This is a genomic window from Nonomuraea rosea (assembly GCF_039539705.1).
GTDB classification, from domain to species: Bacteria; Actinomycetota; Actinomycetes; order Streptosporangiales; family Streptosporangiaceae; genus Nonomuraea; species Nonomuraea rosea.
Genome location: NZ_BAABDQ010000009.1, coordinates 241,565 through 258,801 on the forward strand (window position 1 = coordinate 241,565; position 17,237 = coordinate 258,801).

Consider the following 17,237-nt stretch of genomic DNA (forward strand, 5'->3'; position numbering starts at 1 on the left):
CACGCCTGCGAGAATCACGTCCACTCGCCGGATCCCGGCTCCATCGCCGGGCAGAGCTGCGGTCCGGCGCCGATCATCCACCATCGCGTTCGGCGACAGGGACGGCCTCTCCAGGGCCGCGTGCCGCGACCTCAGCCGATCTCGACGGACGCGCCTGCGGTCAGGCGGCTGTAGCGGGCCCCGACGCCGGGACCGTCGCTGCCCAGGAAGCCGCCGATCATCGCGGTGCCGACCTCGTTGAGGGCGCCGTCGTGGATGGCGTAGGACTGCCGCGGGGCCACCGCGCGCACGTAGTCGATGAGCTGTCCGGTGGTGGACCAGGGGCCGTGCACGGGCAGGAGCAGGGTGTCGACGGTGGTGTCCGGGACGGTGAGCGCGTCTCCGGGGTGGAACAGGGCGTCGTCGACGAGGAAGCCGATGTTGCCGACGCGCGGGATGTCGGGGTGGATGAGGGCGTGCCAGGTCCCGTAGACCTTCACGTCGAAGCCGGCCGCGGTGAAGACCTCCCCTTCACCGACGGGGGCGACCCGGGCGCCGAGGCCGTCCAGCCGCCTGGCGACGGAGGTGTTGGTCCAGATCTTCAGGGTCGGGTTGCTCTGGGCGGCTCTCCGCAGTGTCTCGTCGGAGAAGTGATCGAAGTGTTCGTGGGTGACCAGGACCGCGTCGGCGCCGTCCAGCGCCTGCGGGTCGGTCAGGCCGCCTGGGTCGATGATCAGGTGGCGGCCGTCCTTCTCAACACGGACGCAGGCGTGGCCGAACTTGGTGAGACGCATGTCCCCACTCTCCAAACTATGCAACCAAACTGTACAACTTGGTTACATAATAAGAGTAGGATGGAGCCATGAAGGACGAGCTGGCTGAAGACCTGCGGCAGGTGATCGGGGAGCTGGTCCGCGCCGTGCGGGCCGCGGACACCATGCCCTCCGGAGAGGCTGCCATCCTCGGCCACCTCGATCGCGGTGGCCCGCGGACCACGGCCGACCTTGCCCACCTGCGCGGCGTGACCCACCAGTCAGCCGCCAAGTCCGTTAAGGAGCTCCTCGGCAACGATTGGGTGCGGGCCGAGCCTCATCCCCGTGACGGCCGCAAGCTCCTGCTGCACATCACCGACCACGGCCGTACCCGTCTCCAGCAAGAACGCGCACAGCGCGCCACCTGGCTCAACACCGCCATCCGCGACACGCTCAGCTCCGACGAGCAGCAGCGGCTCCGGGAGTGCGTCTCCCTGCTGGCCCGCCTGACCACCCGCATGACCGGACGGTGATCGGTGCGCCATGGGGCGCGCTGATCCGCGACCGCCAGGCCTCGTCCTCGCTGACCGTCAAAAAGCCGTGGCCAGGTTCTCACCGGCGTCACCGCTGGCGGCCTTGATCTCCATGAGAATGCGGTGCCGCCCGGACTTCTCCAGCAGGTCGGCCCACACAGATCACCGCGACGACGCCTCCCGTACATCGTCTCGCAGTGGGCGCACTCAACACAGCCCCACGCCAGGCCAACGGGGGTCAAGTGGCAGGCTCGGCCGCTTTCATCGCGATGAACAGGGCCTGCTCGACCGTGACATGCACGCTCATGCGAAGATCGATTCCGGTGATCTCGAACAGCTGGGCCGGGCCGGGCCGAGGCGCCGCTACCCGCACATCACCCCCGCACTGGAGAGCGTCGCTGCGGCAGGCCAGTACGGCCCGCAGGCCGCTGCTGTCCATGAATCTCAGCTCTGTCAGGTCGAAGACCACCTGATCGGCCGGCCGCTGGCGGGCTTGGACCATGAATGTGAGCAACTGCTCATGGTTGGTGATGTCCAGCTCCCCGGCCACCATGATCATGGTCACCCCGGGCAAGTTCTGGTGGGTCAGCGTCAGCGGTGTCATCGCAGACCTCCCGGCTAACCGAGCAATGCCCAGCGGCCACTACAGCGCGGCCACGGAGAAAGAGTAGCCCTCTGTAGGCCGCGCGCACTAACGAGCAGCCGTGACGATCAGACAGATCATGTCCACGGCATCGCGCCGAGCGGAACACCGCACCCGCGCGCCGCCGAACGCCCGCTCACACCACCACACCCCAGGACAGCAGCCCATGACTTACGTCGAGTGGAGGGTGTCCGGCCGCCGCAACTGCTACCGGCCGGACACCCCCCTGCGGGTCAAGCCCCCCTCCAGAACGCTGCCCCGCACCCTCCGGAATACCAGTAGCCAAGATGCTGCGCTACGTAGTCAGCGAAACACGATGTTTGTCCACCAATAATTCTCACGGAAGATCACAAGCCTTAGAACAGGCGCTCACGCCCGGCGGCCCAGTCAGGCGGGAATGTCTCCAGCCACGGGCGGTGGTCTGGGGCGGGGGTGAGCAAGGGAGCGAGGTCTTTTGCTGCCTGTGTGCTGAGGCGGGCGGTGCAGCCCATTTCGCGGAGCCGTCGCGTGTCGTCGTAGCGGCCCGGCAGGCAAACCACATTCTCGCTGCTCAGCATCGCCGACGTGCCGATCTCGGGACGCCGCCCTCCACACCCAGGCGCGGGAGAACGACCTGCTGCGCGAATTCCTCCGCCTGAAGCTCTGCTCCGGGGGAGTGCCCCAAGGTGATCATGCGCTTGACGTCATTTTCGAGGTCAAGGACTCGCCTTGCCGCCCGCTCTCCGACGTCTTGGAGTGGAGGACCAAGGTCCCGTCGCCGAAGGCCGGACGGCACTGATCGAGCGCTGCCGCAACCGCTGTGATGGAGGCATACAAGGACATACAGCAAGCAGAAACGGAGGCCGCCATGGCCACCACCAGCAAGCCCGCGATCGACACCGGCGTCGGCAAGGCGGCACGAACCCCTGTCGATTATGTCTGGGCGGTTGCCCGGATCTCGATCGGCTGGGTCTTCCTATGGGCGTTCCTGGACAAGACCTTCGGCTGGGGTTTCGCCACTCCGGCCAACCGGGCCTGGATCGAGGGCGGCAGCCCGACGACCGGGTTCCTGAAGGGGACTGGCGAGAACGCGCTCGGTGGCTTCTTCTCGGGCCTGGCCGGGCAGGCGTGGGTGGACTGGCTGTTCATGGCCGGTCTGCTGGGCATCGGCCTGGCGCTGGTGCTGGGTGTCGGTCTGCGGATCGCCGCGATCGCGGGCACCGCGATGCTGGTCCTGATGTGGGCGGCCGAGCTGCCTCTGGCCAACAACCCGTTCATGGACGAGCACCTCATCTACGCGATCGTGCTCATCGGCCTGGCCCTCGCCGGCGCGGGGACCACGCTCGGGCTCGGCAACCTGCCGATCATCCAGCGCAGTACCTGGCTGAAGTAGTGCGGACGACCAGACGCCCACCCCCTGACCAGGGGGTGGGCGTCTCGTCACTCGGGACGGCCTTGTGGCGAAGGTCCCCACGCATCGGGCCTTTCGGCGCTTGGCGGTGCGCGATCTTCAGAGTGTCCTGTGAAGGGAACTGAGGAGGAAGCATGATCGCCGTTGGAGCGGACGGCTCCTGGCCCGTCGGCCGGGAGCAGGACAGTGCGCTGAACATCCAGGTGATTTCGCAGGACCAGGTGAGCGACTACCTGGCCCGGATCGGCGCGACCCCGCTGTTGAACGCCGGCGAGGAGACGGCGCTCGCCAAGCGGATGGAGGCGGGCGCCTACGCCGCTCACCTGATCGAGCAAGGAGCCGCAGACCCCGAGCTGGCGGCCGTGGCCGCCGATGGACGGGCCGCCAGGAAGCACATGATCGAGGCGAACCTGCGGCTCGTCGTGTCGATCGCCAAACGGTACGCCAGCCGCGGCATGTCGCTGGCGGACGTGATCCAGGACGGGAATCTCGGGCTGATCGAGGCCGTCGACCGTTTCGATCACGCCCGAGGCAACCGGTTCTCCACGGTCGCCACCTGGTGGATCCGTAAGGCCATCCAGCGTGGGCTGGAACACGCGCACGCGGTGCGGTTGCCGATCGGTGTGCAGGACCAGCTCATCAAGATCGCGCGGGTGGAGTCGGAGGCCACCCATCGGCTCGGGCGCACTCCGACCGAGCGGGAACTGGCCGAGGAAACACAACAGGAGCCGGCGAAACTCGCCGTGCTACGGCGGCTGCCGTGGGGCTGCCTCAGCCTCGACCTGCCGGTGGGAGGGCCGCAGCGACACGCCATCGGGGACCTGGTGGAGGACGATCAGTGTCGTGCCACGGATCGGCTCGTCGAACAGAAGATGCTCAAGCAGGCGGTCGACTCCCTCGTGGCGGGGCTGGCGCCGCGGCAGGCGCTCATCCTGCGATTGCGCTTCGGCCTGAACGGGCACGACCGGCACACACCACGGCAGATCGCCACAAAGCTGGGACTGACCCCGCAATGGGTCCGTTACCTCGAAAAGGAATCGCTGACCCAGATGCGAGGCTCGGGAAGCCGGCAGGGGTTGCGCGCATGGGCGAGCTGACCGGCCGCCCGAGACAGGAGGAATTATGCGAAATGCCACGAAACGTGTAACGCTCTGGCAGCGTTGCTACCACTGGCTGTATTCGGGCGGGCGGCCGAACCGCGTAGCCCGTGCCCTGAACGGGGCCTGGAGGGTGCTGCACTCCACTGGGTGGGTGGGACGCGCGGTGACGCTGGAGGTCCGTGGCAGGCGCACCGGCCGCGTCATCGCCTTCCCGCTCGTGCTCGCCGACCATGAGGGCGAGAGATACCTGGTGTCGATGCTCGGCCGCAACGCGAACTGGGTGCTCAACGTGCGTGCGGCGGGAGGACGGGCGGTGCTGCGGCACGGCCGGCGTGTGCCGGTTCAGCTGGAAGAGGTCGAGTCTGCGGCGGCGCGGGCGCCTGTTCTGCAGCGTTATCTCGAGCTCGCGCCGGGAGCGCGGCCCCACGTGCCCGTGGACCGGCGTGCGCCGTTGGCGGAGTTCGAACGGGTAGCGGGGCAAGTCCCGGTCTTCCGCATCACGGAACCCCGCTGAAAGGTTCCAACGGCGTGCCATTCGGCCCTGTCCGGACCAGGCCGCCGCCGCAGATATTGAAGGTACCTGGAGAAGGAGCTGACATGTCGGCGGTGATCGTACAAGGACTGAGCAAGACCTACGGAGCGGTGAAAGCCGTCGATGACGTGAGCTTCACCATCGCGCGAGGAGAGGTGTTCGCGCTGCTCGGGCCGAACGGCGCGGGCAAGACCACGACGGTGGAGATCCTGGAAGGGCACCGTGGCCGGGACACCGGAGAGGTGTCGGTTCTCGGCTTCGACCCGGCCACCGGCGGTCGCGGCTACCGGGAGCGCATCGGGATCGTGCTGCAGGAGGCCGGGTTCGAGGAGGAGTTCTCCGTCTTCGAACTGCTGCGGCTGTACGCCGGCTTCTACCCCCGTCCCCGCGACCCGGACGAGGTCATCGAGCAGGTCGGACTCAAGGACAAGCGCGATGCCCGCGTCCGTACGTTGTCCGGCGGGCAGCGGCGCCGTCTGGACCTGGCGCTCGGCCTGGCCGGCCGGCCTGAGGTGTTGTTCCTGGACGAGCCGACCACCGGCTTCGACCCCTCGGCCAGGCACCACGCCTGGGAGCTGATCGAGGGGCTGCGCTCCTCCGGCACGACGATCCTGCTCACCACCCATTACCTGGACGAGGCGCAGCATCTGGCCGACCGGGTCGCGATTCTGAGAGAGGGACGCCTGGTCGCCGTTGGCACGCCGGAAGCACTGATCGGTGCCGGGCACACGAGTGTGCTGTCCTTCCGGCTGCCCAAGGGAACGATGCCGGCTGACCTGCCGGCCCTCACCGGCATGGTCGAAACGCGCGGTCCCGTCGTGTCCATCGAAACGGCCCAGCCGGCTCTCGACATGCACACGCTGACCGGCTGGGCGCTGGACCGCGGCACCGAGCTGACCTCGCTGACGCTGGCCCAGCCATCGCTCGAGGACGTCTATCTCGACCTGGTCAGCGAGGCGACGTCATGATCGCCCGATTGGTCCGGCACGAGCTCGCCTCCTTCTTCCGCACCCCGATGGCGGCCGTCTTCAGCATCGCGATGCCCCTGCTGATGACGGTGATCGTCGGTGCCGCGGTCGGCAACGAGGTCGTCGCGGCCGGCACCGGCGTCAAGGTCATGCAGTTCGTCATTCCGGTCATGATGGTGTTCGGCGTCGCCCAGGGTTGTTTCGGCATGCTGGCCATCCACCTGGCCGACCTGCGCGACCGCGAGTGGCTCAAGCGGCTGCGCGGCACGCCGGTGCCCGCCTCGGCGGTGCTGGCTGGGCTGATCGGCGCATCGCTGGTGATCGCTCTGCTGACGGCCGCCCTGCTGCTGGCGGCGGGTCTGATCTTCTACGACGTGCAGATCGTCTGGCGCACCCTGCCCGCGTTGCTCCTCACCCTCCTGGCCGGGGCGGCCTGCTTCTCCGCCCTCGGCTTCGCGGTGGTCGGGCTGGTGCGCAGCGCGGCGGCCGTGCAACTGGCCGGCACCGGGCTGCTGCTGGCGCTGGCGTTCATCTCCGACATCATCCTCGTCGGCGCCCGGCTGCCCGCCTGGCTGGACGTTCTGGGCTGGATCTTCCCGCTGCGGCACCTGGCCAACGCCGTCCGCGACGCCATGAACCCGTTCCTGACCGGCTCCGGCTTCCAGGCCGGCCACCTGGCGGTGCTGGCGGCCTGGGGGATCGGCGGCGCGGCCGTCGCTGTATGGCGCTTCCGCTGGTACCGCCCGCCGGGCCGGGCCGCGACGGCTCATGCGGCTCTTCGCCGGTCGCCGGGGCGGGAAGGCCGCCCTACGCCGTGGCGCCTGCTGGCCGGGCAGGTGAGACATGCGGTGACCAGGCTGCGCCGTGACCCGTCCACGGCGTTCTTCACCCTGGTCCTGCCGGTGCTGCTCCTCGCGCTGATCTCGCTGATCTTCGCCGGGGCGAAATCCGCGGGTGTGCCGTTGCCGGTGTTCATGCTCGCCGCCATGACCACGTACACGGTGGGGGTGGCCTCCTTCGTCAACATCGCCGAGGCGTTCGCGGGCGACCGCGAGCGCGGGGTGCTCAAACGGCTCGCGGGCGCCCCGCTTCCGCGCTGGGCCTACCGCGCGGGCAACCTCTCCACCGCACTCCTGGTGACGCTGTCCACCGTCGTCGTGCTGACGGTGGTGGCCGCGCTCGGATTCGGCGTGGAGGTCGGGCTCGCCATGATCCCCGGGGCGCTCGCCGCGATCCTTCTCGGAGGGGCCTGCTTCGCTCTCCTCGCCGCCGTCGTGGTGGCGTTCGTGAGCAGGCAGCAGACCGTGAACGCGATCACCCTCGGCCTCTTCCTCCCGCTGGCCTTCGTCTCGGACGTGTTCGTCATCGGCGGCGAACTGCCCGGCGTGCTGCGCATGATCGGCGATGTCTTCCCGTTGAAGCACGTCTCCCACGCGTTGCTCGCCGTGCTCGATCCGGTGGGCCGGCCGTTCCCGTGGGCAGACCTGGCCGTGGTGACCGCCTGGACGCTCGCCGCCGCGGTCGTCCTGGCCGTCAAGGAAGGCATGGGGAAGTCGGCTTCGGACAAGCTGGTGACCGCGCCTCCGACAGCCAGAACCTTGTGACCCACGAGATCAAGGACCAACGGCCCTAGGCCGCACGGCCCCCCTTCGACAGCATCGAAGACATGACGACGATGCAGCGAATCGACGCTTACTGGCGCGCCGCGAACTACCTGTCCGTGGGGCAGATCTACCTGCGGGACAACCCCTTGCTGACCGAGCCGCTGAAGCCGGAGCACATCAAGCCGCGTCTGCTGGGCCACTGGGGCACGACGCCCGGCCTGAACTTCACCTTCGCCCACCTCAACCGGATCATCGCCGAGCGTGAGCAAGAGATGATCTACATCGCCGGCCCCGGGCACGGCGGCCCTGCGGCGGTCGCGCACGCGTGGCTGGAAGGCTCCTACTCGGAGAAGTACCCCGAGATCTCCCAGGACGCCGCAGGCATGCGCCGGCTGTTCCGGCAGTTCTCCTTCCCCGGCGGGATCCCCAGCCACGTCGCACCGGAGACCCCGGGATCCATCCACGAGGGCGGCGAGCTCGGCTACTCGCTCGCGCACGCCTACGGCGCGGCATTCGACAACCCTCGCCTGGTCGTGGCCTGCGTGATCGGCGACGGTGAGGCGGAGACCGGCCCGCTCGCCGCGAGCTGGCACTCCAACAAGTTCCTCGACCCCTTCCGCGACGGCGTCGTCCTGCCCATCCTGCATCTCAACGGCTACAAGATCGCCAATCCGGCCGTACTGGCCAGGATCCCCGAGGACGAGCTGATCAAGCTCATGGAAGGGTACGGCTACCACCCCCACATCGTCGGCCCCTCGCATGAGGAGATGGCCGACACCCTGGACACCGTGTTCGACCAGATCGCCTCCTACAAGGACGGCCGGTCCGCCAGACTCCCCATGATCATTTTGCGTACGCCGAAGGGCTGGACCGGCCCGCGCGAAGTCGACGGGCTGCCCGTCGAAGGGACGTGGCGAGCCCACCAGGTGCCGTTGTCCGGGATCCAGGACAACCCCGAGCACCTGGCGATGCTGGAGGACTGGCTGCGCTCCTACCGCCCGGAGGAGCTGTTCGACGAGGAGGGCCGCCCGGTGCCCGCCCTGCTGCAGACGGTGCCGGAGGGACCGCTGCGGATGAGCGCCAGCCCGCACGCCAACGGCGGTGAGCTGCTGGCCCCGCTCACGTTGCCGGACTTCCGCGACTACGCGGTAGAGGTCAAGACTCCGGCGGCCCAGTCCACCGAGCCGACTCGCGTGCTGGGCGTCTTCCTGCGCGACGTGATCGCCGCCAACCCGCACACCTTCCGGCTGATGGGCCCGGACGAGACCGCCTCCAACCGGCTGCAAGCGGTCTTCGATACCACCGACCGGGCCTGGAACGCCGAGATCAAGCCGACGGACGAGCACCTGGCGGCCGGCGGCCGGGTGATGGAGGTGCTGAGCGAGCACCTGTGCCAGGGCTGGCTGGAGGGCTATCTGCTGACCGGCCGCCATGGGTTGTTCAACTGCTACGAGGCGTTCATCCACATCATCGACGCCATGTTCAACCAGCACGCCAAATGGCTGGAGACGGCGAAGAAGATCGCCTGGCGGCGGCCGGTGGCCTCACTCAACTACCTGCTGTCCTCCCACGTGTGGCGGCAGGACCACAACGGCTTCAGCCACCAGGACCCGGGCTTCCTGGACGTGGTGGCCAACAAGAAGGCCGAGGTCGTGCGCGTCTACCTGCCGCCGGACGCCAACACCCTGCTCTCGGTCGGCGACCACTGCCTGCGCTCCCAGGACTACGTCAACGTCATCGTGGCGGGCAAGCAACCCGTGCTCGACCTGTTCACCATGGACGAGGCCATCGCCCACAACACGCGCGGGCTCGGCATCCTCCCGTGGGCCTCCACCGACCAGGGCCTCGAGCCCGACGTCGTGCTGGCCTGCGCAGGCGACGTGCCGACCCTGGAGACGCTGGCCGCCGCCGCGTTGCTGCGCGAACACCTGCCCGAGCTCAAGGTCCGGGTCGTCAACGTCGTGGACCTGATGCGCCTCCAGCCGCCCTCTGAGCACCCGCACGGCATGCCGGACGCCGAGTTCGACACGCTCTTCACCACGGACAAGCCGGTCATCTTCAACTTCCACGGCTACCCCTGGCTGATCCACCGCCTGACCTACCGGCGTCGCGGCCACGCCAACCTGCACGTGCGCGGTTACAAGGAGGAAGGCACCACCACCACACCGTTCGACATGGCCATGCTCAACGACATCGACCGCTACCACCTGGTCATGGACGTCATCGACCGCGTCCCCGGCCTGGGCACCACGGCCGCGCACCTGCGGCAGCAGATGTCGGATGTCAGGCTTCAGGCGCGCGCCTACACGCGCGAGCATGGCGAGGACCCCGCCGAGATCCGTAACTGGTCCTGGGGCTGATGAGATCCTCCGCTTCGGCCCGGGACGAGCCCGTGAGCTCGGCCAGGCCGGATACGGCGACGCGGGCTTGGGGCGTTCGGCCCGCCGGCCGGGCCGAAGGTCCTGCGGCGCACGGACTTCCGGCCCTGCTGCCCGGCAGGTGGCCAGGGCAGGGTGGGAGTAACAGGTACGAATGAGGATGGAGGCGATCGTGATGCGAGCAGCAGCGGGCGACAAGCTGATCGTTGAAGGGACATACGGTGGCGACAACCGCCGCGAAGGGCTGATCGTGAGTGTCGAGCACGCCGACGGCTCGCCGCCCTACACGGTGCACTGGCTGGACAACGAGCATGAGACGCTGGTCTTCCCCGGCCCCGACGCACGCGTCGTCCATAGCGTGTGATGACCCCTCCCGGCGGTGCCGCCTGCGCGGGCATCACCCGGGGGAGCGGACGGTGGCTATGGCAGCCTTTGAGCCCTTCCACCTGGACATGTCCAGGTGGAAGGGCCGCCGTGACCGCCCGGCCGTGCGGGTGGGGCGCTCATTCCGCGGGCGCCTTCTCCTTCCCCTTCGGCACATCCTTGATGTCCTGTACGTTCTCTTCCTGGGTACGTCGTTCGACGCGGATGGTCCATTCCGCGGCGAGGGCGGCCAGTGCGGCGGCCGCGGTGACGACCGGAGCGGCGATGGCAGCCACGGCGCCCACGGTCATCGGGATCTCCATCACGCTGTGCCCGCTTGCGTCCGTGACGATGATCCGGCGGACGTTGCCCTCGTGGATGGCCTTCCTGACCTTGCCGGCGAGTTCGCTGGTGCGAACCCTGCCTTCTTCCTTGACGGCCTCTTCCTTGACGATGGTCATGGTCGCGCCCCCTTCTTGTGCTCTGCTTCCAGTCTCACGCGGCGGGGGTGGCCAGGGGAGTGGACCAAGGTCGCCAGAAGCGCGCCCAAGGGCACCTCTTTTCGGGACGTTCGCCCGATCTCGCACAGACGGGACCTCGATGGCGCACCCTGATCGGCCGCGGTGTCCAACGGCGACGGATCGAGGGCCTTCGGCCCGTGAGACGGTGCCGAGACGTCGTCAGGCTGGTGCTGAAGGCACGTAGCGGAAGGAGCGGGCATCATGCGATGGGAAGCAATGTCGAAGCGGCGGCAGGTTCTCCTGCTGACTCTGGTGTCGGCCGAGGTCGCGCTGACCACCGCGGCGGCCGTGGACCTCGTGTTCATCCCCAGGGACGCGGTACGCGGTCGCAAGGGACTCTGGTGGTTGGGGATCTTCGTCCAGCCGATTGGCCCGATCGCCTACCTGGTGTGGGGAAGGAGACGCTCCGGCGACCGCAGCAGGGCCACAGCGAAACGAGCATGATCACGAAGGCCCATGGCTCTCCATGCGCACCTCCGGATACCGCTCGGAGGGCCCGTCGAGCAGGGGCGAGCTCTTGTGCTTGAGCTCGTGGTCGAAGAACGCGACCGTGTAGGCGTTGATCACGTCGTGCGCTCTCTGGCCGCCGATGGGCCCGGACAGGCCCAGCGCCGCGGCCAGCGGCGGCGCCGCCAGCAGTGGGCCGTCGGTCATGTCGAGATGGAACATGCCGTCCACCTGCACGAAGTAACCCTCCGCAGAAAGGCTCCGGTACACCGCCCGCATCGTGTTCTGATGCTCTGCGATGTCGGATTCCGCCCAGCCTCCCGCGCGCCGCCTTTCGAGCCGCATGACCTCCGCGTCCCTGGTGATCCACATGGTGGGCCGGCTCAGGCCCTGCCGTACCGTGTCGGGCGTCATGTACGCGTCCTCGAGCAGGCAGGCCCGCAGCCGCGGCTCGATGAGGCAGGCCTGCGAGCCCACGATGCCGCCCAGCGACTGGCCGGTGAGCCCGGCGCGGCCCAGATCCAGCCGGCCGGTCAGGATGCCGCTGGGGTCGGCCCGGTTCAGAGCGGCGAGCTGGTCGAGGGTGAAGCCCACGTCTTTCGCCAGGTGAGGGATGTGGGCGTCCTCGAAGGCGCGCTCGTCCAGGCGATGGTCGTAGAGCACCCGCCGGCCGTCGGGAAAGACCACCGCCGCGTACGCGTAGGGCATGTCGACGGCCGCGACGACGTAACCGCGGGAGGCCAGCTCCTCGGCCTGGAAGGTGTACACCTGGCGGATGCCCTGGATGCCGCCCAGCATGACGAGCACCGGATAGCGCGGCTCTCCGCGCGCCACGCGGGCAGACGGGACGGCATTGGTCCGGACGTATCCCAGGTGACCGAAGGTGAACTCGGGCACGCCCAGCAGACGTCCCAAGGTCGGAGTCATGATGCTCGCATCCTCGATGTACGGGGTGTGCGGCGACGACGGATCGGCCTCGGCGGGATACCAGAGCTGCACCATCACCTCCCGGCGGTCTGCCGGGTCCGCGGTGAAGATCTCCGGACGGTCCTCATCCACCCAGTGGTAGGTCAGCGTGCCCACGTCGTAAGGGCCGGTGGGCTCCGGGAAGCCGAAGACGGGAAGCGCGAGCGGCAGGGCGGCCGAGATCACCAGTCCCAGCACACCGAGCCCGGCCGTCAGCACCCGCGGCCACCGCCGCGTGCCCGGCCGCCGGAACCGGCGTCGTAACCAGCTGCCCGCGAGCACCGCGGCCAGCACGTACGCCGGCACGAGCTGCCAGCGCGGTCCCTCGGCCACCACCTGTACGAGGACGACCGGCAGCGGCGACAACGCCGCATGTCGCAGCGGGCCGCGCGTCCGCAGCGCCAGCACGCCGAACGCCACCAGGTCGGCGAGCAGCAACAGGATCTCGAAGGGTCTCATCCGCGACGTCCTCACTCGAAGGGCAGCAGCCATGGCTGGGCTCTGCGCGTTCCACTGGCGGCAACGGACCCTGGTTGACCTTCCATGAGCTGTTTCTGCGGCGGACGAGCCGGAACATCACCTGCACGCAGATCCCAGCGAAGAGAAACCGCCCGCCTACAGTTCACTCCTGCCTTCTGCCGCACCGCCAGGGACGAAAGCCCGTGCCGAGCCGCCGGACGGCCGCTGACGTCCCGTGATCAGGTCCAACGGCCATGCTTCGCGGGACCTTCGCCACTGTCACGCCGTGTCGCCGTCGCTCACGCTGTGAAGTAGACCGCCGTCGATGGATTCGGCCCAAGCGAAGGAGGCCCAGGATGGCCGGTCGAACGGACGTCCTGCCGGTGGGCCAGGCGACGAAACGAGCGCGGGGATTCCTGACTCCTGTTGACTACAGCGATCGCCGCCGGTACCGGCGGCCGCCCCCGGCGTACACGCGCCTGCAATGGCTGGGATGGGGGCTCACCAGGATGGGGCTCAGTCCGGCGTTCGTGACCCTGCTGGAGGTGCCCGGTCGCCGGTCCGGCCGGACGCGGCGGGTGAACCTGGTGGTGACCACATATCGCGGAGCCCGCTACTTGGTCTCGCTCAGCGGCGAGGCCGAGTGGGTGCGCAATGTGCGAGCCGCGGGCGGCCATGTGACCGTCGGCCGCAGGCACCGGCGACCCGCCGTCCTGCACGAGGTACCGCCGGAGGCTCGCGTTCCGATCATCAAGACGTACATCGGGCGCGAGGGGCATTCGTCCGCCCAGGCTGCGGCCAGGACGGCCCGTTACTACTTCGGCGTCAACGCCGGAGCGTCCGATCTGGAATTGCGGCGCATAGCCGACTACTACCCGATCTTCAGAATCGAGGAGCGCATGATGGACGGCATCGATGTGAGCGGCACCGTCAAGGACGTCGCGCGAGTGGAACGCGTGTTCGGCGAGCCCATCACCCAGGACGGGGTCACCGTCATCCCGGTCGCCCGCATCGGCGGCGGAGGCGGCAGTGGCACCGGCAAGCAGGAGGGGGAGCGGCCGGGCGAGGGCTCCGGCGGCGGGTTCGGGCTCGGCGCCACCCCCGCGGGCGTGTTCGTCATCAAGGACGGTGACGCCCGCTGGCGTCCCGCGATCGATATCAACAAAATCATTATTGGCGGTCAGACGGTCGCCGTCGTCGCCCTGCTGACCGTAAGGGCCATCGTCCGGATGCGGATCGGGAAAGGTTCGCGCAAGCGACGGTGACATGTGGCGGTGGTCAACGTACTGAAAGATCGGCAACAAAGGTCTTTAGACCCTACGGAAGCCGCCAAGCCGGTGCGACGATGGTGTTGTCTGCGAGATCGGCGAGCGGCCTTCGTTCCATGGGTCGGAGGACCACTCGCAGGTCCCCCCTGAGATAGATCGGCACCCTCATGGAGCCCGCATGGACATCGCCTGCGAAACCCGCTCAGGGTTCCAGAGCGATACAGGTCCATGCGGGCTTCGGCTGCGCCTGCTGGAGGTGGCCGACCGCGACGACGTCTTCATGACGCCTTCCGAAGCCGTACAGATGACCTGCGATCGGACCGAAGCATCCTGAGATGCGAGCTATGCCGGTTCCCGGTCAGCGCGCCGACGCCTGCCTTCTGCCAGGTCCTGCGGTCCCTCCCTGAACAGCCCGGCGTCGCCGTGCCCGGAGGTGTCTTTGGACCCCAGGTGAGCAGGCCCAACGGCCCTGGGCGTGGAAAGCAGACAGAGGGAGTCTGAAGTGGATACCTGCTCCAGGGAGCGGAGGGATCGACATGAGACGCTCAATATCAGTGGCGATAACAGTCGCAGCGGTGGCAGCCACCGTGGGGGTCAGCGGAGCGGCCATCGCCACTGCTGATCACCAGCAGGTACGCGCCACTACGGCTACGGGATGGCAGCAGCCCTGCCTGCCGATGGGCTCGATGCACCGGATCGTGGTCAACGATGAGGCCGACTATCTGGCTCAGATGGTGGCCCACCATCAGGAGGCGGTCGATGCGGCCGCTCAGCTGCATCGTTCAGGGCGGGACGAGATGCGTGCCCTTGCCGCGTCCATCACCAAGACACAGAGCGCTGAGATCAACACCATGAAGGCATGGCTGGCCGCGTGGTACCCGGGCCAACGGGCTGCCTCTTACCAGCCGATGATGCGCGATCTGGCCAAGCTGTCGGGCGATGCGCTGGATGAGACGTTCCTGCAGGACATGATCCCGCACCACATGGCTGCGGTCATGATGTCGCAGCAGTTGCTCATGCACGGGCGCATCCGGCATCAGGAGGTCGCCGGCTTCGCTCAGACCGTGCGCGATGACCAGCGCGCCGAGATGTTCCAGATGCAGCGTTACCTGTCCGACTGGTTCGGCACCGTCCGGCCGATGCCGTGCGGGCCGTGGGGCGGCCCCTGGCGATGGTCGGACGACTCCACGCCATCCCCATCCCGGGCACCGGGTTCGTCCTGGATGCCGGGCGGGATGATGGGCTGAAGGATTTCCTGGCTTATGGCGGCGGATCTGTCGTGTCTCTGCGGAAACAGGGCTATACCGGCATCGATCGCCGCAGCGGATGCAGGGGATCCGTCATAACCCACGATCACGCCTATCGTCATCATGTATCTCCTTCGTATCGGGACGTCGGACCGGGTTTGTGCCCGCAGCAGATCGACCGCACCCGCTTCTCCGTCAGCCTCGCGTGCGCATGCTCACAAATGGAGACGTAGGTCATGCTCCCGCCTGCCATTGGTCCTTCGCTGGTCATAGCTGAGTCGTCGATGTCGGTTCTGCACGCGAGCCGATATGGGAGTCACGGGGAATGCGCCCTCCGGAAAGGCCATCGCGGCACAGTTAGCTCGTAGTAATCGTTGACGTCCGGAACCCAAGACAACCCGCTCGCGATAGCGGTACTGACAGTTGAGGGCACGTCACGTACGCTCCTACTGCCGCACTCCACGTCCGTGGGAGGGCCTGCATGATCGATGTCAGGCAACATCAGGGCAAGTTCGGTGAGGACTACGTTCGCGTACTCGCCTCCGCGGCGGGTTTGATCGTTCTGAAAGACGATCTGGACGTGGACGGAATCGATCTCGGATTCCGCGCCACCGGCAGGTATGGACGCGTTTACTCGCCCACCGTCGAAGCTCAGATCAAAACCTGGTCCGCGCCCTCCGTGTCAGCCGGCCACCTGATCTACCGCGGACTCAATGAGTGGCAGTTCAACAAGCTCGCCGGTGCTGACTTCGCCATTCCCCGATTTCTTTTCGTCATCTGTGTTCCGCCTGATTATCAACGCTATGCGACTTCCCTGACGGACGGTGTCATGCTTCGTCATCTCGGCTACTTCGTCTCGCTTCGATCGGAGGAGCCGATCGTGAATCCCGATCCTGGCCGAAAACGGCAGGTCAAGGTGCCGACCGCGAACGTGCTCACCGCTGTGGCCCTGCGCCGGCTGACCGAAACCCAGTCGGCCTGGTAGGCGCCGACATGACGATTCCGTTGAAGGTTGACGACATCGTCAGCTACCTGGCCGAGACGGAGTGGGAGCGGGATCCAGACGGGTGGCACGGCGCGAGTGTCTGGCGGCACTCGGGCGACTACGAGGTGATCGTGCCCATGCGGGACGGCATGGGTGACGGGGACCGGCGAGTCCACGAAATCCTTCGTTGTCTTGCCGCAGCAGAGGACCGTCCTGTCGGCGACATCGCCCTGGAAATAGCCCGGCCGCAGCTTGACCGGCAATTCGTGCGCGCGTTTCCCACCGATCATGACTCTGGCTACACCTCACTGCTTTCCGGTGTCCAGACCGTGCTGGCCATTCGTGGTCTCCTCAGCACGGCAACCCGCACCGTCGTTCAAGGCCCGCACTTCGCCTTTTCCGGACGGTCGCCGAGCGCCGTCGGTGACCTCATTCGCGCGGCCGAGCTCGGCCCCTCTCGGGCCGGCAGCTACATCGTGGAAATGCGAATGGCCTCCGACGCGACAGCCCGAGCCCCGGGCGGGGAACAGGTCGGCGGCCGGGCCGTCATGGTCCAGATGCTCGAGGCGGTGAGCGCAGCTCAGGCGGCCGTGCTGGCGGACGAGCCGGCGCCATTCGACGAGGCCGTCACGGCCGGAGTCTCGGCTGACCTGTGCAGGGCTCTCGGCGACCTGTCCGGGACCGACGGGAACGAACCGTTCGAGATCACCTTCCGATGGGGTCGCTCGCAGCCACTTGACGCTCCGGCTCACGTTGTCGCGTTCCCCGAGACCGCGGGACCGGCACTGCGCGCGGCGGCCGGACGGCTCCGTAACCTGCACGCCTCCGGTCCGGCGACGGTGTCCGGAGTCATCGAAGGGCTCCACGACGACGCGGCGGGCAATGACCGATGGCGGATCAGGGTGCGCGGCGAATTGCACACCGAACAGGCCGACCGGGCTCGGAGGGCGGTATGGGTACGCCTTACGGACCAGGCCACGTACGACCGCGCGATGACCGCGCACAGGGAACGGCGCGCGATCACCGTGACGGGCGAGTTGTCCAGCGCGACCGGCCGGGTGGAACTGGTGCCTGGTCAGCGAGTGGATATCTGAACCGACCG

General features: G+C 67.9%; 18 protein-coding genes. 14 read left to right on the top strand and 4 right to left on the bottom strand.

The window, feature by feature from the left end; genetic code table 11:
- Window positions 1-131: 131 nt before the first annotated feature.
- Window positions 132-773, bottom strand: a complete 642-nt coding sequence (locus tag ABEA43_RS23000; protein WP_345564704.1) for an MBL fold metallo-hydrolase — start codon at window positions 771-773, stop codon at window positions 132-134.
- Between the two features lie 68 nt (window positions 774-841).
- Between ABEA43_RS23000 and ABEA43_RS23005 the strand changes: the two genes are divergently transcribed.
- Window positions 842-1,264: a MarR family winged helix-turn-helix transcriptional regulator gene (locus tag ABEA43_RS23005; protein ID WP_345564706.1), complete on the top strand. Its 423-nt coding sequence runs from the start codon at window positions 842-844 to the stop codon at window positions 1,262-1,264.
- Window positions 1,265-1,502: 238 nt separating this feature from the next.
- Here ABEA43_RS23005 and ABEA43_RS23010 read toward each other — a convergent pair whose 3' ends face one another.
- Window positions 1,503-1,868, bottom strand: a complete 366-nt coding sequence (locus tag ABEA43_RS23010; protein ID WP_345564707.1) for an STAS domain-containing protein — start codon at window positions 1,866-1,868, stop codon at window positions 1,503-1,505.
- Between the two features lie 886 nt (window positions 1,869-2,754).
- Between ABEA43_RS23010 and ABEA43_RS23015 the strand changes: the two genes are divergently transcribed.
- The 7 genes from ABEA43_RS23015 to ABEA43_RS23045 all read left to right on the top strand — a co-directional run bounded on the left by ABEA43_RS23015 (window position 2,755) and on the right by ABEA43_RS23045 (window position 10,243).
- The gene (locus ABEA43_RS23015; protein ID WP_345564708.1) at window positions 2,755-3,279 is read left to right on the top strand and encodes a hypothetical protein; all 525 of its coding nucleotides are present in this window, start codon (window positions 2,755-2,757) and stop codon (window positions 3,277-3,279) included.
- A 152-nt stretch (window positions 3,280-3,431) separates the two neighbouring features.
- Window positions 3,432-4,394 carry a sigma-70 family RNA polymerase sigma factor gene (locus tag ABEA43_RS23020; RefSeq protein WP_345564709.1) on the top strand — a complete coding sequence of 321 codons (963 nt, stop codon included), beginning with the start codon at window positions 3,432-3,434 and terminating at the stop codon, window positions 4,392-4,394.
- Window positions 4,395-4,560: 166 nt separating this feature from the next.
- Entirely contained in the window at window positions 4,561-4,911 is a 351-nt protein-coding gene (locus tag ABEA43_RS23025; protein ID WP_345564711.1) for a nitroreductase/quinone reductase family protein, read from the top strand.
- 83 nt (window positions 4,912-4,994) lie between these two features.
- The gene (locus ABEA43_RS23030) at window positions 4,995-5,897 is read left to right on the top strand and encodes an ABC transporter ATP-binding protein (protein ID WP_345564712.1); all 903 of its coding nucleotides are present in this window, start codon (window positions 4,995-4,997) and stop codon (window positions 5,895-5,897) included.
- Window positions 5,894-7,501 carry an ABC transporter permease gene (locus ABEA43_RS23035; RefSeq protein ID WP_345564714.1) on the top strand — a complete coding sequence of 536 codons (1,608 nt, stop codon included), beginning with the start codon at window positions 5,894-5,896 and terminating at the stop codon, window positions 7,499-7,501. Before ABEA43_RS23030 ends, ABEA43_RS23035 begins: the two co-directional genes overlap by 4 nt.
- 62 nt (window positions 7,502-7,563) lie before the next feature.
- The gene (locus ABEA43_RS23040; protein ID WP_345564716.1) at window positions 7,564-9,861 is read left to right on the top strand and encodes a phosphoketolase family protein; all 2,298 of its coding nucleotides are present in this window, start codon (window positions 7,564-7,566) and stop codon (window positions 9,859-9,861) included.
- Between the two features lie 178 nt (window positions 9,862-10,039).
- Entirely contained in the window at window positions 10,040-10,243 is a 204-nt protein-coding gene (locus tag ABEA43_RS23045) for a DUF1918 domain-containing protein (RefSeq protein WP_345564717.1), read from the top strand.
- 139 nt (window positions 10,244-10,382) lie between these two features.
- Here the strand turns inward: ABEA43_RS23045 and ABEA43_RS23050 are convergent, their stop codons facing one another.
- The gene (locus ABEA43_RS23050) at window positions 10,383-10,703 is read right to left on the bottom strand and encodes a DUF4342 domain-containing protein (RefSeq protein WP_345564718.1); all 321 of its coding nucleotides are present in this window, start codon (window positions 10,701-10,703) and stop codon (window positions 10,383-10,385) included.
- 261 nt (window positions 10,704-10,964) lie between these two features.
- Here ABEA43_RS23050 and ABEA43_RS23055 point away from each other — a divergent pair, with 261 nt between their 5' ends.
- Entirely contained in the window at window positions 10,965-11,207 is a 243-nt protein-coding gene (locus ABEA43_RS23055; protein ID WP_345564720.1) for a PLDc N-terminal domain-containing protein, read from the top strand.
- Here ABEA43_RS23055 and ABEA43_RS23060 read toward each other — a convergent pair whose 3' ends face one another.
- The gene (locus ABEA43_RS23060) at window positions 11,208-12,635 is read right to left on the bottom strand and encodes an alpha/beta hydrolase family protein (RefSeq protein ID WP_345564722.1); all 1,428 of its coding nucleotides are present in this window, start codon (window positions 12,633-12,635) and stop codon (window positions 11,208-11,210) included.
- Between the two features lie 356 nt (window positions 12,636-12,991).
- On the opposite strand from ABEA43_RS23060, the gene ABEA43_RS23065 reads away from it, so the two are divergent.
- From ABEA43_RS23065 to ABEA43_RS23085, 5 genes are all read left to right on the top strand, one after another.
- Window positions 12,992-13,900: a spore germination protein GerW family protein gene (locus tag ABEA43_RS23065; protein ID WP_345564724.1), complete on the top strand. Its 909-nt coding sequence runs from the start codon at window positions 12,992-12,994 to the stop codon at window positions 13,898-13,900.
- A 181-nt stretch (window positions 13,901-14,081) separates the two neighbouring features.
- Window positions 14,082-14,237, top strand: coding sequence for a hypothetical protein (locus ABEA43_RS23070; protein ID WP_345564725.1), 156 nt, complete (start codon window positions 14,082-14,084; stop codon window positions 14,235-14,237).
- 241 nt (window positions 14,238-14,478) lie between these two features.
- Window positions 14,479-15,150 (top strand): DUF305 domain-containing protein, encoded by a 672-nt coding sequence (locus ABEA43_RS23075; protein ID WP_345564727.1) that lies wholly within the window; start codon window positions 14,479-14,481, stop codon window positions 15,148-15,150.
- A gap of 481 nt (window positions 15,151-15,631) precedes the next feature.
- Complete coding sequence (locus ABEA43_RS23080) at window positions 15,632-16,135, top strand: DUF4365 domain-containing protein (RefSeq protein ID WP_345564729.1); 504 nt, start codon at window positions 15,632-15,634, stop codon at window positions 16,133-16,135.
- Window positions 16,136-16,143: 8 nt separating this feature from the next.
- Entirely contained in the window at window positions 16,144-17,229 is a 1,086-nt protein-coding gene (locus tag ABEA43_RS23085) for a cupin domain-containing protein (protein ID WP_345564730.1), read from the top strand.
- The last annotated feature ends 8 nt before the right edge of the window (window positions 17,230-17,237 follow it).

Coding starts and splice junctions, on each gene's coding strand:
- ABEA43_RS23015 (WP_345564708.1), top strand. CDS start 2,755: ATGGCCACCACCAGCAAGCCCGCGATCGACACCGGCGTCGGCAAGGCG.
- ABEA43_RS23050 (WP_345564718.1), bottom strand. CDS start 10,703: ATGACCATCGTCAAGGAAGAGGCCGTCAAGGAAGAAGGCAGGGTTCGC.
- ABEA43_RS23035 (WP_345564714.1), top strand. CDS start 5,894: ATGATCGCCCGATTGGTCCGGCACGAGCTCGCCTCCTTCTTCCGCACC.
- ABEA43_RS23070 (WP_345564725.1), top strand. CDS start 14,082: ATGGACATCGCCTGCGAAACCCGCTCAGGGTTCCAGAGCGATACAGGT.
- ABEA43_RS23000 (WP_345564704.1), bottom strand. CDS start 773: ATGCGTCTCACCAAGTTCGGCCACGCCTGCGTCCGTGTTGAGAAGGAC.
- ABEA43_RS23065 (WP_345564724.1), top strand. CDS start 12,992: ATGGCCGGTCGAACGGACGTCCTGCCGGTGGGCCAGGCGACGAAACGA.
- ABEA43_RS23085 (WP_345564730.1), top strand. CDS start 16,144: ATGACGATTCCGTTGAAGGTTGACGACATCGTCAGCTACCTGGCCGAG.
- ABEA43_RS23045 (WP_345564717.1), top strand. CDS start 10,040: ATGGAGGCGATCGTGATGCGAGCAGCAGCGGGCGACAAGCTGATCGTT.
- ABEA43_RS23020 (WP_345564709.1), top strand. CDS start 3,432: ATGATCGCCGTTGGAGCGGACGGCTCCTGGCCCGTCGGCCGGGAGCAG.
- ABEA43_RS23005 (WP_345564706.1), top strand. CDS start 842: ATGAAGGACGAGCTGGCTGAAGACCTGCGGCAGGTGATCGGGGAGCTG.
- ABEA43_RS23040 (WP_345564716.1), top strand. CDS start 7,564: ATGACGACGATGCAGCGAATCGACGCTTACTGGCGCGCCGCGAACTAC.
- ABEA43_RS23055 (WP_345564720.1), top strand. CDS start 10,965: ATGCGATGGGAAGCAATGTCGAAGCGGCGGCAGGTTCTCCTGCTGACT.
- ABEA43_RS23010 (WP_345564707.1), bottom strand. CDS start 1,868: ATGACACCGCTGACGCTGACCCACCAGAACTTGCCCGGGGTGACCATG.
- ABEA43_RS23060 (WP_345564722.1), bottom strand. CDS start 12,635: ATGAGACCCTTCGAGATCCTGTTGCTGCTCGCCGACCTGGTGGCGTTC.
- ABEA43_RS23030 (WP_345564712.1), top strand. CDS start 4,995: ATGTCGGCGGTGATCGTACAAGGACTGAGCAAGACCTACGGAGCGGTG.
- ABEA43_RS23080 (WP_345564729.1), top strand. CDS start 15,632: ATGATCGATGTCAGGCAACATCAGGGCAAGTTCGGTGAGGACTACGTT.